We start from the raw sequence: 13,160 nt of genomic DNA, 5'->3' as shown, positions 1-13,160 counted from the left end.
GACCGGTCCAATCCGCCCGGCAGGTGGGCCAACCGCCAGCGAAGGCGTCGTTAAGGTAGCTGCGTGAGTGTGCAACCCGGCTGGTACGTCGACCCCGCCGACCCCGAGACCCAGCGCTACTGGGATGGCGAGGGGTGGCTCGGTGCGCCGATATCCGCCGAGGCCACCCCACCCGAGGGCCCACCGCCGGCCGAGCCGGCCACACCGGTGACCCCGGCGGCGCCGACCTCCGCTCCGACCGGCCCGGTCGCCGGCACCCCGGGGTCCGGCCCGGCCGGGCAGCCGGCGTCGCCCGCGTACCCGCCCGGCGGGCAGTTCCCCCCACAAGCGATGCCTCCGGGCCACGCTCCCCCGCCGCCCGGGTACGCTCCCCCGCCACCGCACGGGTACGGGCCACCGCACGGCCACCATCCCCCGCCGCCGCCCGGCCACATGCCACCGCCCGGCTACGCTCCCCCGCCCGGCTACGTGCCGCCGCCCGGCTGGCCGTACCCCGGGTACCCGGCACAGCCCCCGGAGCCGCGTCCGCACGGCCTGGCGCTGGCCGGATACGGCGCCCGCTTCCTCGCCCGCCTGATCGACTTCGGCATCGTCCTCGCCCTGAACGTGGTGGTGAACGGCTGGTTCGTCTGGCGGTACGTACAGGAGATGACGCCGGTCTGGCGGGAGTTCGGGGCCCGGGTGTCGAGCGGCTCGACCTCCACCGACCCGTTCCCCCCGCCGGGCGAGCAGGCCGGTGGTCTCCAGGTGGCGATCCTGCTGATCGCGACCGCCCTCTGGTTCGCCTACGAGGTCCCGTCGATGGCCAGCGGCGGACAGACCTTCGGCAAGCGGGTGATGGGCATCCGCGCGGTGCCCCTCGCCGGGGACCAGCCGCTCGGCTTCGGGCGGTCGTTCCGGCGCTGGAACACCCTGGGTCTGCCCACCCTGCTCTGGTTCTGCTGCGGGCTGGGTCTGCTGCTCCAACTCCTCGACGCCCTGTCCCCCCTGTTCGATCATCCGCTGCGCCAGGCGCTGCACGACAAGCGCGCGCAGACCGTGGTGGTCCAGGTCCCCCGCACCACCTCCACCCCTGCCGAAGCGCACGACCGCCCAGAGGGAGACGCCAAGTGACCGACACCGCCCGCCCCGGGTCCCCGATCCGGCTCACCCGCGCCGACCTCGACGCGCTGCCCAACTACGTCCCCGGTCGCAGTCCGGCGGATCTGGCCCGTGAGCTGGGCATCCCGGAGGCCATCAAGCTGGCGAGCAACGAGGTGCCCTACGGTCCGCTGCCCGGTGTGGTGGAGGCGATCACCGAGGCCGCCGCCGGAGCGCACCGCTACCCGGACATGGGCGTGGTGGCGTTGCACGCCGCGCTGGCCGAGCGGTACGGCGTGGCGCCGGAGAGCGTCGTCACCGGCTGCGGTTCGGTGGCGCTCGCCGAGCACCTGGTCCGGGCTACCTGCCTCCCCGGTGACGAGGTCGTCTACTCGTGGCGCTCCTTCGAGGCGTACCCGATCGTCGTGGCGACCAGCGGGGCGACCAGCGTGCAGGTGCCCAACACGCCGGAGCACGGCCACGACCTGGCCGCGATGGCGGCGGCGGTGACCGACCGGACCCGGATGGTGGTGGTCTGCAACCCGAACAACCCCACCGGCACCTTCCTGCGCCGGCCGGAGCTGGAGCGCTTCCTCGACGCCGTGCCGGACGACGTGCTGGTGGTGCTCGACGAGGCGTACCGGGAGTTCGTCACCGACCCGGAGGTGCCGGACGGGCTCGACTACGTCCACCGGCCCAATGTGGCGGTGCTGCGTACCCTCTCCAAGGCATGGGGTCTGGCCGGGATGCGGGTGGGTTTCATGGTCGCCCAGCCGGCCCTGGTCGCCGCCGTGCGCAAGGTGGTCACCCCGTTCTCCATCAGCCTGCCCGCCCAGGCCGCCGCTCTGGCCGCGCTGGCCCAGGCCGACGAGGTCGAGCGGCGGTGCGCCCTGGTGGTCGCCGAGCGGGAGCGGGTGACCGAGGCGCTGCGCGCGCTCGTGCCGGACGTCCCGACCAGCCAGGGCAACTTCGTCTGGTTGCCGCTGGGCAACCGGTCGGTCGAGTTCGGCCGGGCCTGCGAGGCGCGCGGCGTGATCGTCCGGCCGTTCCCCGGCGACGGCGTCCGGATAACCATCGGCACCCCGGCGGAGAACGACGCCTTCCTGGCCGTGGCCCGGACCGAGCTGGCCTGAGAGCCCCGACCGACGGGCGGCGGGTCGCCGCCCGTCGGCTCAGCCGGCCCGCAGGGGCGGCCGCATCGCCCGGTTGCGACGACGGTGGACCAGGCCGAGGAAGGTCGCCAGCACCAGCGCGGAGACGAGCAGTCCACCGGTGAGCACGGCGACCGTGCGGTCCCGCTCCCCGCTGGCGGGTGCGGTGGCAGCCTTCCCGGAGAACGTGACCGTGCTGGAGACCGTGCGCTTGGTCCAGCCGCTGGCCAACGCCAGCGTGGCTGCCCAGGGGCCGTCCGGGAGGCGCTTGTCCAGCGGGATCCGCACGGTGGCGGTCCCACCCAGACCGAGGGTGACGGTCTCCGTCTTGACCGGACCGGCCGAGAGACCACCGGGACCGTCGGCGAGGGAGAGTTCCCCCGCCAGGTCGAGGGCGCGCTGCCCGGTGTTGCGTACCTCGGCGGTGACGGTGGGCCGGCCGTCGGCGTCCCGCCCGCCGACGAGGGGTGCCACCTCGAAGGCCGAGGGAGGCTCCCCACCCTGACCCACCGAGAGGTAGATCCGGATGCCGGCCCGGCCGACGTTGCGCACCATGTTGGTGCCGGTGCCGGGCACCTCGGCCCAGACGACCCCGTACCGCTCCCCGGCGGACGCCTTGCGCGGCACGGCGATGGTGACCCAGAGGGTCTTCTCCTCGTCCGGGTTCAGGGGGACCTCGCCGCGTTCGACGGAGATCCAACTGGTCAGCTCGTTCGGGGTCCGGCCGGGAGCGAAGACGAACCCGTCCGGGCCGACCTCGGCGGCGGCCGGGTAGACCGCCACCGGCCGGCGCATCTCGGCCTTGTTCTCCACCACGATGCGCCGCTTGATCGTCGTGCCGGGTGCCACGTGGTCGACGATGTACCGGTGCGCCCGGCTGTCCTCGCGGCGGTTGGCCGGTGCGTCCAGCAGACGGATGCCGACCCCCGTCTTCACCTCCGGAGCGGGCTGGGGGCTGGGGCTCCGGGTGGGGGAGCCCCGGTCCGCCGCCGCCGGCGTACCGGCGGCGGCGACCAGCGTCAGCACCAGGGCGGCCACCCTGGCCGGGTCACGCCACCGAATGGGTCACCGTCGCGGAGTAGGTGCCGGCCACCACGGTCGCCGGCACGTTGACCCGGATCGTCGGGTTCCAGGTGGCCGAGTTGTTGCCGCTGCCCGAGGTCTTCGAGAAGGCGGTCCTTGGGACGCTGAGCGTGACCGCGTCCGCCTGGGTGGGCTGGCCCGGCACGAAGGTCCCGCTGCCGGTGCTGCTGACCAGCGGTCCCGACCAGTACTCGATCAGGGCAGGCGGGATGGTCTCGGCGGCCGATCCGGTGCCGGTGGAGAACTCGGTGCTGCTCACCGTCGCGACCCAGGTCGCGGTCAGAGCGGCCCGCGCGTCGACGACCTGGACCGGGCCGATAGCCCCCTGGATGGGGGTGCCGGCGAAGGTCGAGCCGAGGTTCACCGAGTGCGGCGCGAAGATCTCCAGGTTGGCGGTGCCGATCGCGAAGGTGACGACGGTGCTGTCGGTGGGCGCGGCGGCGGCGGGCGCGGCGGCGGTGACGACGACGCCGGCCAGCACGGACAGGGCAAGAAGTGGCTTCCTCATGCCCGGCAGTACATCACGACAAAGGCCCCATACTGGAAAAAATAAGACATAACGGTCAGGCGATGGAATGCGTGACCGTGCCGTAGTAGGTGCCGGCCACCACCCCCGCCGGCACCGTGACGCGCAACGTCGGCGACCAGTACACGGTGTTGTTGCCGTTGCCGGCGGTCTTCCGGAAGGCGACCCGGGTCGCGCCGAGGGTCACCGCCTGCGCGGCGGTCAACTGGCCGGGCACCAGGATGCCGCCGCCGGTGCTCCGGGTCGCCGGCCCGGACCAGTACGCCACCTGCGAGGCGGCGATGGTCCGGCCACTGCCGCCCGCCCCGGTGACGAAGACCGTCGCGGAGACGGTCACCGTCCAGAGGTTCGGGTTCAACGAACCCCGGTGGTCCTCGACCACCACCGTGCCCAGCGAGCCCGTGATCGTACCGCCGGCGGTGGTGGAACCGATGCTGACCGACTCCGGCACCGTGATGTCGAGGTTCACGGCCTGCGGAATCGGCACGGTGGCCGGGGCCGCCCGCCCCCACGCCGGCTCGCCGAGAAACGGAACCCCGCCGACACCGAGCAGCAACCCCACAAGGAACGGTGATATGCGCACGTAACCACTATAGGGGGAGATTTGTCCTTTTCAACCCTCGGCTCCTCGACCCACCGCCGCGAGGACCACCGGCTCGGCCATTGCGAAGTAGCGCTGGTCGTCCCCCGCCGGGTCGACGGGCGTACGGAGACGTTCCAGCCCCACGTACCCGTCGGCCGCGTACCCGAGTCCCGGCGCCCAGTCCGTCCCGTCCCGGCCGACCGTGAACCGGAAGCGGGACCGTTCGACGCCGCTCACCGGGTCGAGGGTGACCAGGTCCCTCTCCCCGGTCAGCAGGTGCACGGCACCGGGCTGCGCGGCGAGCACGACGCTCCCCGGCCCCAGGTCGGCGCGGCGCCACACCTCGTCACCGGTCCGCGCGGACCGGGCGACCACCACACCGTCCTCGGCCGTGACGCCGACCTCCCCGGCGAGCACCGTGCCGGCCCGGTCGAGGCCCAGGGCGGCCACCGGTGTCCCCTTGTCCACCAGCCAGCCCCGGCCGCCCTGCCGGGCCGCGACGGCGCTTCCCGAGTCGGCGGTCCCGGTCTCGGCGATGTGCAGACCGCCGCAGTTCGAGCGGGCGGTGGCGCACCCGGTCGGGGTCACCGTCACCTCCGCGCCGGCTCCCGGCGGGCTCCAGCGTTCGGTCACCGCGCCGGTGGCGACGTCGCGGAACTCGACGACCGGGTCGCCGGTACACCGGTCCAGGGTGGCGAGGCGGCCGGCGACGGTGGTCCCGACAGCGGTACGGCAACCGGGTTCGACGTCGACCCGCCAGAGCCGCCGCCCGCTGGCCAGGTCGGTGCCCTGCACCTGCCGGTCGCCGACGGCCACCACCATGGTCCCGCCGTCCGGGGCGGTGGCGGTGTGCAGGCCGTCCGGGTGCCAGACGGTCCCCGCCCCGGTACGCCGCCCGGTGTAACCCTCCGGCGCGGTCGGGGCGTCCGCCTGCCAGGTGACCCGGCCGGTGTCGGCGTCGAGTGCCACGAGCCGACCGTCCGACCAGCGGCTCACCACCGTGGTCCCGGCGGCCACCACCCCGCTGAGCTGGGCCGGCCACCGTCGGTACGACCAGTACGGGGTGTTGCGCTGCCGGTCGTCGACCGGTCCGTCGGCCCAGACCTGTCGGGTGGTGGCGTACACCCGCACCCGGCCGTCCACGATCAGCGGGGCGGTGGCGAACCGACCGATCGGGCCGACCTCCGGGTCGACGGCCGGCGGCCGTTCCCCGCGCGCGACGGTGACCACCTCGGCCGGGGCGAGCACCCGGTACACCGTGACGGCGCTCAGCCCGGCGACGAGCAGCCCCGCGACCGTACCGACGATCCACCGCCGGCCCTTCGGGATCCCCATGCCGCACCTCCGCCCGGCACCCTACCCAGCCACGCCACCCACCCCCACCCCCGTCCCGCTCCACCCGCCCCAGTCCCAGTCCCGCCACCATCCCCGCGCCGGTCCCGCTCCCACCCCGCGACGATCAAGAGGTTCACGTCACGATCCGGACGGAAGGTGACGCGAACCTCTTGATCTGTGAGTGGCGGTGTCAGGGGTGGAGCTGGTCGTGGTGGAGGGCGGCCAGGAACGCCGTCCAGGCCGGTGGGGTGATGGCAAGGGTGGGGCCGGTCAGATCCTTGGAGTCACGGACCCCGACCACGCCGCGCGTACCGACGAGGTTGTCCGCCACCTCCACGCACAGACCCTGGTCGTTGGAGCGGCTACTCTTGCGCCAGACGGCGCCGACGAAATCGTTCATTTCTCGCTTACCTCCGTGTCCGGTGGGACGTCCCACGAATGCCGTACGCGCCGCCCAACCGGGCGGCGCGATCCGGGACGATCAACGGAGGAGGCGGAGAGCCTGGTCGGACCGGGTGTGCGACCAGGCTGGCCGGAGGAGGGACGCGGCGTCCCACCGCCGAGCAGCGGCCAGGACGGCCACGGCAGGCGACCGGCCGGCGGGCGGGCGGCGGGCCAGCGGGCGGGCGGCGGGCCAGCGGGCGGGCAGGCAACCGGTTCCAGCGGCCGGCGACCGGGTCAGCGGGCGGGGAGGATGGTGCCGGTCACCTCGCCGAGGGCGACCACGGTGCCGTCCGGGCCAGGGGCGGTGGCGGTGAGGGTGACGGTGTCCCCGTCCGCCAGGAATGTGCGGGTGCCGCCGCCGACCTGGACCGGTTCGGCACCGCCCCAGGTCAGCTCCAGGAACGAGCCGGCCTGGCCGCGTTCCGGCCCGGAGACCGTGCCCGACGCGTAGAGGTCGCCGGTACGCAGCGACGCTCCGTTGACGGTCAGGTGGGCGAGCTGCTGGGCCGGCGTCCAGTACATGCCGGCGAAGGGTGGCTCGCTGACCCGCTCGCCGTTCCACTCCACGGCCAGCCGCAGGTCCAGCCCCTGGTGCGGGACGTCCCGCAGGTAATCGAGCACGGCCGGGTCCTGCTCGGGAGCCGGCACGAAGGCGTCGGCGAGCGCGTCCAGCGGGGTCACCCAGGCCGAGATCGAGGTGGCGAAGGACTTGCCGAGGAACGGACCGAGGGGCTGGTACTCCCACGCCTGGATGTCCCGCGCCGACCAGTCGTTGACCAGCACCACGCCGAAGACATGGTCGGCGAAGTCGGCGACGGAGACCCGGTGGCCCAGCGGCGACCCGACACCCACCACGAAGCCCACCTCCGCCTCGATGTCGAGGCGAACCGACGGGCCGAAGACCGGACCGTCCCCGCTGGCTCGCTGCCCCTGCGGACGGACCACCGGCGTACCGGAGACCACCACCGTGCCGGCCCGGCCGTGGTATCCGACCGGCAGGTGCTTCCAGTTCGGCAGCAGCGGTGGCTGGCCGGGCCGGAAGATCTGCCCGACGTTCGACGCATGGTGCTCGGACGAGTAGAAGTCGACGTAGTCGGCAACCTCGAACGGCAGCGCCAGTTCCACCTCGGCCAGCGGCACCAGCAGGGGTTCCACCGCCAACCGGTGTTCCGAATCGGTGAGCAGTTCGACCAGGCGCTGCCGGACGGCCGTCCACTGCGGACGACCGAGCGCCATGAAATCGTTCAGCGTGGGCCGACCGAACGCCCCGGCGGCCAGCACCAGGCCAGCCGCCTCGGCGCCGGCCAGGTCGAGCACGAGGTCGGCGACGCGTACGCCGATCCGGGGCTCCCGCCCATCGTGCCGGAACACCCCGTACGGCAGATTCGTCACCCCGTACGGCGACCCCACAGCACCCGGCACCCAGCTCATTCCGTCCAGCCTCCATCCACCAGCCCCAGCCGGACCAGGTCGGCCAGGGGTTCCTGCACGCTGCACGAGCCGAAGCCCACCCAGAGCGGGCGTGGCTCGTCCCGTCCACACTCCACCTGCTGGAGCAGCGGACGCGGATCGGTCCTGCCGAGCGCCTCCGCGACCTCCTTCACCTCGGCGCCGTCGGCCGCCGCCCGAGCGGCGGCCAGCACGTTGACGAAGCCGTGGTGGGTGAACCCGGTCTCCGGGTCGAGGTTGCGGGTCGCGTGGTGCAGCCCGGCGGTGAGCTTGAAGGGCAGTTCCCGGTCGCGGCAGGCGCAGATCACGGTGGCCAGTTCCCCGGGGGTGGGGAAGAGTTCGGCGGCCAGGCCACCGGTGCGGAACTTGGCCGCGATCCGGGTGCCGGCAGCCCGCTGTTCGGCGAGCACGTCGAGGGCGTTCGACAGGCCCCAAGCCAGCGGAATCTCGGCGTACACGTCGAGGTCGGGATGCCCGGCGGCGAGGGTGACCAGGTCGGCGAGGCCGGGCAGTGGGTCCTCGCCGCGCCGGGCGACCGCCGCCTCCACCTGCCGGACCCGCAGCCGGGGGTCGGCCGCCGCGCAAGCCGCACCGAGCTGGTCGAGCGGGACGTCCCCGATCACGCCGATCTCGAGCCGGCCGGCGGTCGCCGTGACGGCCGCCCGGCCGCCGTTGTCGGAGGTCGCCGGAGCGTCGTTGCCGGCGGCCGGCAGGGCGTCGTTGCCGGCGGTCAGCAGGACGCCGCTGTCGGCGGCCGGCAGGGCGTCGAGGAGCCGGGCCAGCTCGGGCAGGGCCGAGGCCGGTACGAGCAGCGGACCGACCAGGTCGGCGTACCAGGAGGCGCGATGCCGGCGGTGGGCGGCGAGGGCGTCGGGCAGGGACGCGCTGCCGGGCGGGAAGACCGCGGCGTCGTCGACGAGTCCGGCGAGGAGCCGGGGCACCTGCGTTGACACGAGAGAAGAATCTACGGGACGCTACGAGTAACGGACAACAGCGTCCGACTATCGGACACACTCGGCCGGTACCTGGAACTGATCAGGAGGCGAGATGCCGTACTACCGCAGCGTCGGAGACATCCCCCGTAAGCGCCACACCCAGTTCCGCCAGCCCGACGGCAGCCTGTACGCCGAAGAACTCATGGGCCAGGAGGGCTTCTCCTCCGACTCCTCCCTGCTCTACCACCGGTACCCGCCCACCGCGATCGTCGCCGCCGAGGAGTTCACCCCGCCGGCCATGACCCGGGTGCCGAACCTGCCACTCAAGCCCCGCCACCTGCGCACCCACAAGCTCGACGCCGGGCCCGCCGACCCGGTGCTGGGCCGGCGGTACCTGCTCGCCAACGACGACGTACGGATCGCGTACGTGCTCGCCGACCGGCCGTCCCCGCTGTTCCGGGACGCCACCGGCGACCACTGTCTCTACGTCGAGTCCGGCACGCTGCGGGTGGAGTCGACGTTCGGCGTGCTCGACGTGACCGCCGGGGACTACGTGGTCATCCCCACCTCGACCATCCACCGCCTGGTGCCCACCGGCGACGAGCCGGTCCGGCTGCTGGCCATCGAGGCGGCCGGGCACGTCGGCCCGCCCAAGCGCTACCTCTCGGTCCGGGGCCAGTTCCTGGAGCACGCGCCGTACTGCGAGCGGGACGTCCGGGGACCGGACGCGCCGCTGCTGGTCGACGGCGAGGACGTGGAGGTGCTGGTCCGGCATCGTTCCCGGGCCGCAGGCCCGAACGGCAGCGGCACGGCTTGGACGCGTCATGTATACGCCCACCACCCGTTCGACGTGGTCGGCTGGGACGGGCACCTCTACCCGTGGGCGTTCTCCATCCACGACTTCGAGCCGATCACCGGCCGGATCCACCAGCCGCCGCCGGTGCACCAGACCTTCCAGGGACCGAACTTCGTGATCTGCTCGTTCGTGCCGCGCAAGGTCGACTACCACCCGGACGCGATCCCGGTGCCGTACAACCACCACAACGTCGACTCCGACGAGATGCTCTTCTACACCGGCGGCAACTACGAGGCCCGGCGCGGCTCCGGCATCGAGCAGGGGTCGATCTCACTGCACCCGTCCGGCTTCACGCACGGCCCCCAGCCGGGCGCGGCGGAACGTTCGATCGGCGCCGACTTCTTCGACGAACTCGCCGTCATGGTCGACACCTTCCGCCCGCTGGACCTCTGCGACGCGGCGGTCGAGTGCGAGGACCCAGGGTACGCCTGGACCTGGGCCCGCCGCCCCTGAACCAGCACCGCCGCTCACCCGGTGAGGTGGTAGCTCGCCCGCGGGTTCCGGGCCTGCGACCACCTCAGCGCACGGGGCGGGAGAACGCCGCGAGTTCGGCGACCGCCGTGGCGACGATCGCGAGCACCAGCGGCCAGGGGGTGCCGACCAGGGCGTAGAGCAGGATCAGGGCGGGCGCGGCGGCCACCGCGTAGACGGCCAGCGCCAGTGTCCGGTCGGTGCGCATCAGCCCGGGCAGGATGCTGCTGGTCAGGTTCGGCACCTTCGCCGCGTACCGCCAGACCACCAGCGCCCCGCCGAGCGCGGCGACGGCCGCGAAGGCCCGGGACAACCCGCCGCTGCCCGCCGCCAGGCAGGCGACCAGCACCGTGGCCACCAGGGACCAGCCGGCGCCGTAGAGCACCAGTTGACGCAGTCCGGCGGAGATGGTGTGCCCCGAGTCGATCCGGCCGGGGCTGGTCGCGGCGGCGCTGGCGAGGTGCTCCAACGCCTCGGCGTAGCGCCGCTGCTCCAACCGGATGACGCCGATGTCGTGCTGGGCCTCGCCCAGTTCCGGATCGAGCCGCAGCGCCTCGGTGTAGGCCCGCTCGGCCAGGTCGAACAGTTCCATCCGGGCGGCGACCAGGCCGAGCACCAGGTGCGCCTGCGGCTCCTCCGGGGCCAGCTCCACCCCCCGCCAGGCCGCGTTCAGCGCCGGCTGCCCGTTGCGCGCGCCGGCCAGGATCGCCGCCGCGCTGCGCTGGGCGTACGCGTCGTCCGGGCCGAGCGCCAGGATCTCGTCGGCGGTACGGGCGGCCTCGGCGTACCGCTGGAGGTCGGTCAGCGCGAGGCCCCGCGCGACCAGGGGCTCGACCTCGCCCGGGGCGATGGCGGCCGCCGACTCGGCCGCGGTGAGCGCCTCGGCGGCCCGGTCGGCGGCCAGGTGTACCCGGGCCAGCATGGTCAGCGCCGGAGCGTGCGCTGGATCCCGACCGAGGACGTGGGCGAGTTCACCGGCCGCCTCGTCGTAGCGGCCCAGCTCGGCGAGGAGCTGGGCGCGCTGGAGGTAGCTGTCCGAGGACTCCGGTTCCTCGGTCATGCCGGCCCACCGCCGTCGTGGCCGGGCAGCGGCGTCACGGCCGCATGTTCCGGGTCGGCCGGGGAGCCCGGGTCGGCCGCACGGGCCGAGGTCGCCGGGGCGGCGGTCGGGTCGAGCGGGACCACCAGGGCCACCGCGACGCCGGCCAGGCCCTCTCCCCGGCCGGTGAAACCGAGCCCGTCGGTGGTCGCGGCGGAGAGCGACACCGGGGCGCCGACCGCCGTGGTCAGCACCTGCTGCGCCTCGTCCCGCCGAGGGCCGATCTTCGGGCGGTTGCCGATCACCTGCACCGAGACGTTGCCGATTTCGAACCCGGCGGCGCGGACCCGCCGGGCGGTCTCGGTGAGCAGCGCGATCCCGGCGGCACCCGCCCACTCCGGTTCCGCGACACCGTAGTTGGATCCCAGGTCACCGAGGCCGGCGGCGGAGAGGAGCGCGTTGCAGGCCGCGTGCGCGACCACGTCGGCGTCGGAGTGACCGGCCAACCCGACCTCGCCGGGCCAGTGCAGTCCGGCCAGCCAGCAGGGGCGATCGGGCGCGAAGGCGTGGATGTCGGTGCCGACGGCCACCCGGGGAACGATCATGGAGCCAGGGTACGCGTCAGGGTCGTACGGTCAGCAGGTGCTCGGCCAGCGCCAGGTCGAACGGTCGGGTGATCTTCAGGGCGTACTCGGAGCCGGGCACGCAGACCACCGGGACGCCCTGCTTCTCGACCAGCCCCGCGTCGTCGGTCAGCGGGTCGACGGCGGCGGCGTGCGCGGCGGCCAGCACCGACCGACGGAAGCCCTGCGGCGTCTGGACGGCCCGCAGGACGGACCGGTCGACCGTGCCCCGGACCACCTCGTCGGCGCAGACCTCCTTGACGGTGTCCACCACTGGAAGGACCGGGATGACCGCGTCGTGCCCGGAGCGGACCGCTGCGGCGACCGACTCGACGAGTTCGGCGGGGACGAGGGCCCGGGCCGCGTCGTGCACCAGGACGATTTCGGGCCCGGCCGGTACGGCGGCCAGCGCGGCGGCCACCGAGTCCTGCCGGTGCGCCCCACCGGGCACGACGGTGACCGGGGCGACCGGGGCGAGCAGCTCCTGGACAGCGGGAACGTCGGCGACCGGGGCGGCCACCACGATCGTGTGCACCGACCGGGCGCCGGCGATTCGGCGTACGGCATGCACGAGCAGGGGTTCTCCGGCCAGCGGCCGGAGCGCCTTCGGAGCGCCGGGGCCGAGCCGGATGCCGGCACCGGCCGCAGGCACGAGGACCGCGACGTCACCGCGCGGATTGAGCTGCGCGGTCACGTCGCGGTCCTCGTTTTTCTTCGCTACGGGGTGGGTACGACGATGCGGTGGGAACTAGGCCTCGGTCAGGACCTTGTCGAGCAGCGTCTCCGCCTCGTCCTTGGTGCTCTTCTCGGCCAGCGCGACCTCGCCGACGAGAATGTCCCGGGCCTTGGCCAGCATCCGCTTCTCGCCAGCGGAGAGGCCCCGCTCCCGCTCCCGCCGCCACAGGTCACGGACGACCTCGGCCACCTTCAGCGGGTTACCGGAGGCCAGCTTCTCCAGATTCGCCTTGTAACGCCGCGACCAGTTGGTCGGCTCCTCGGTGTGCGGAGCGCGGAGGACATCGAAGACCTTGCCCAGGCCCTCTTCGCCGACCACTTCGCGCACACCCACGATCTCGGCGTTCTCAGCGGGCACCCGGACCGTGAGGTCACCCTGCGCAACCCTCAGGACGAGGTACTGCTTAGGCTCTCCCTTGATGACCCGAGTCTCGATTGCCTCGATGAGTGCGGCCCCGTGGTGGGGGTAAACAACGGTCTCGCCGACACTGAAAACCATAGGTTCGAAACCCCTTTCGCTGTGTCTAGGGTAACACGCTCAGGCACCGATGTCTCACCGCAGTCCTGACCGTAAGCGCAGCTCAGGGGCCATGTGAGAGGCATTTCTTCAGCTTGACACGCAGTCAAATCGATGATTTGAACACGCTCCGTGACAACTGGAACACGCCCCGGTGCGGGTGTCCGGGCCGTCCGCCGGAGCGGTGTCCCGCCGAGGGCGGGGTCCAAGGAATGCACTCGTTCGATGGTACCGGCCGGCGCCAGGGCCCGCCCAGGTGTAGCGCTGGACGGCCCGGGTGGAGGACATTGGACACACCCACTCCGTCCCCACCACCACCATGGCTCCCGGAGG

At 73.3% G+C, this 13,160-nt stretch carries 13 protein-coding genes and 1 pseudogene; 3 read left to right on the top strand and 11 right to left on the bottom strand.

The window, feature by feature from the left end:
* Positions 1-63 precede the first annotated feature (63 nt).
* A complete protein-coding gene (locus GA0074692_RS27515; RefSeq protein WP_091649369.1) occupies positions 64-1,113 on the top strand; it encodes an RDD family protein in 1,050 nt (349 codons plus the stop codon).
* Positions 1,110-2,213: a histidinol-phosphate transaminase gene (hisC, locus tag GA0074692_RS27510; RefSeq protein WP_091649365.1), complete on the top strand. Its 1,104-nt coding sequence runs from the start codon at positions 1,110-1,112 to the stop codon at positions 2,211-2,213. Before GA0074692_RS27515 ends, hisC begins: the two co-directional genes overlap by 4 nt.
* Positions 2,214-2,252: 39 nt before the next feature.
* Here the strand turns inward: hisC and GA0074692_RS27505 are convergent, their stop codons facing one another.
* From GA0074692_RS27505 to GA0074692_RS27475, 7 genes are all read right to left on the bottom strand, one after another.
* Positions 2,253-3,269 (bottom strand): hypothetical protein, encoded by a 1,017-nt coding sequence (locus GA0074692_RS27505; RefSeq protein ID WP_176738605.1) that lies wholly within the window; start codon positions 3,267-3,269, stop codon positions 2,253-2,255.
* Between the two features lie 10 nt (positions 3,270-3,279).
* The gene (locus tag GA0074692_RS27500; protein WP_091649363.1) at positions 3,280-3,822 is read right to left on the bottom strand and encodes a hypothetical protein; all 543 of its coding nucleotides are present in this window, start codon (positions 3,820-3,822) and stop codon (positions 3,280-3,282) included.
* 55 nt (positions 3,823-3,877) lie between these two features.
* The gene (locus tag GA0074692_RS27495) at positions 3,878-4,423 is read right to left on the bottom strand and encodes a hypothetical protein (protein WP_141725427.1); all 546 of its coding nucleotides are present in this window, start codon (positions 4,421-4,423) and stop codon (positions 3,878-3,880) included.
* 30 nt (positions 4,424-4,453) lie between these two features.
* Positions 4,454-5,758, bottom strand: coding sequence for an outer membrane protein assembly factor BamB family protein (locus tag GA0074692_RS27490; protein WP_091649355.1), 1,305 nt, complete (start codon positions 5,756-5,758; stop codon positions 4,454-4,456).
* Between the two features lie 190 nt (positions 5,759-5,948).
* The gene (locus GA0074692_RS27485; RefSeq protein WP_091649352.1) at positions 5,949-6,158 is read right to left on the bottom strand and encodes a DUF397 domain-containing protein; all 210 of its coding nucleotides are present in this window, start codon (positions 6,156-6,158) and stop codon (positions 5,949-5,951) included.
* Between the two features lie 278 nt (positions 6,159-6,436).
* Positions 6,437-7,633: a fumarylacetoacetase gene (gene fahA, locus GA0074692_RS27480; protein WP_091649349.1), complete on the bottom strand. Its 1,197-nt coding sequence runs from the start codon at positions 7,631-7,633 to the stop codon at positions 6,437-6,439.
* On the bottom strand, positions 7,630-8,604 hold the full coding sequence (locus GA0074692_RS27475) for a hypothetical protein (RefSeq protein WP_245730483.1): 975 nt from the start codon (positions 8,602-8,604) through the stop codon (positions 7,630-7,632). The genes fahA and GA0074692_RS27475 overlap by 4 nt, the downstream gene beginning before the upstream one ends.
* Positions 8,605-8,698: 94 nt before the next feature.
* On the opposite strand from GA0074692_RS27475, the gene GA0074692_RS27470 reads away from it, so the two are divergent.
* Entirely contained in the window at positions 8,699-9,895 is a 1,197-nt protein-coding gene (locus tag GA0074692_RS27470) for a homogentisate 1,2-dioxygenase (RefSeq protein WP_091649343.1), read from the top strand.
* Positions 9,896-9,959: 64 nt separating this feature from the next.
* Here GA0074692_RS27470 and GA0074692_RS27465 read toward each other — a convergent pair whose 3' ends face one another.
* From GA0074692_RS27465 to GA0074692_RS27450, 4 genes and pseudogenes are all read right to left on the bottom strand, one after another.
* Positions 9,960-10,973 carry a tetratricopeptide repeat protein gene (locus GA0074692_RS27465; RefSeq protein ID WP_091649338.1) on the bottom strand — a complete coding sequence of 338 codons (1,014 nt, stop codon included), beginning with the start codon at positions 10,971-10,973 and terminating at the stop codon, positions 9,960-9,962.
* A 122-nt stretch (positions 10,974-11,095) separates the two neighbouring features.
* Positions 11,096-11,557 (bottom strand): annotated as a pseudogene (ispF, locus tag GA0074692_RS27460) (2-C-methyl-D-erythritol 2,4-cyclodiphosphate synthase); the annotation flags it as partial.
* 16 nt (positions 11,558-11,573) lie between these two features.
* The gene (gene ispD / locus GA0074692_RS27455; RefSeq protein ID WP_091649328.1) at positions 11,574-12,269 is read right to left on the bottom strand and encodes a 2-C-methyl-D-erythritol 4-phosphate cytidylyltransferase; all 696 of its coding nucleotides are present in this window, start codon (positions 12,267-12,269) and stop codon (positions 11,574-11,576) included.
* 54 nt (positions 12,270-12,323) lie between these two features.
* Positions 12,324-12,809 carry a CarD family transcriptional regulator gene (locus GA0074692_RS27450; protein ID WP_007073334.1) on the bottom strand — a complete coding sequence of 162 codons (486 nt, stop codon included), beginning with the start codon at positions 12,807-12,809 and terminating at the stop codon, positions 12,324-12,326.
* Positions 12,810-13,160 lie beyond the last annotated feature (351 nt).

This window comes from Micromonospora pallida, assembly GCF_900090325.1.
Taxonomy (GTDB): domain Bacteria; phylum Actinomycetota; class Actinomycetes; order Mycobacteriales; family Micromonosporaceae; genus Micromonospora; species Micromonospora pallida.
Note: the sequence above shows the minus strand (reverse complement) of the source record. Positions and strands in the feature narration are given on the sequence as shown.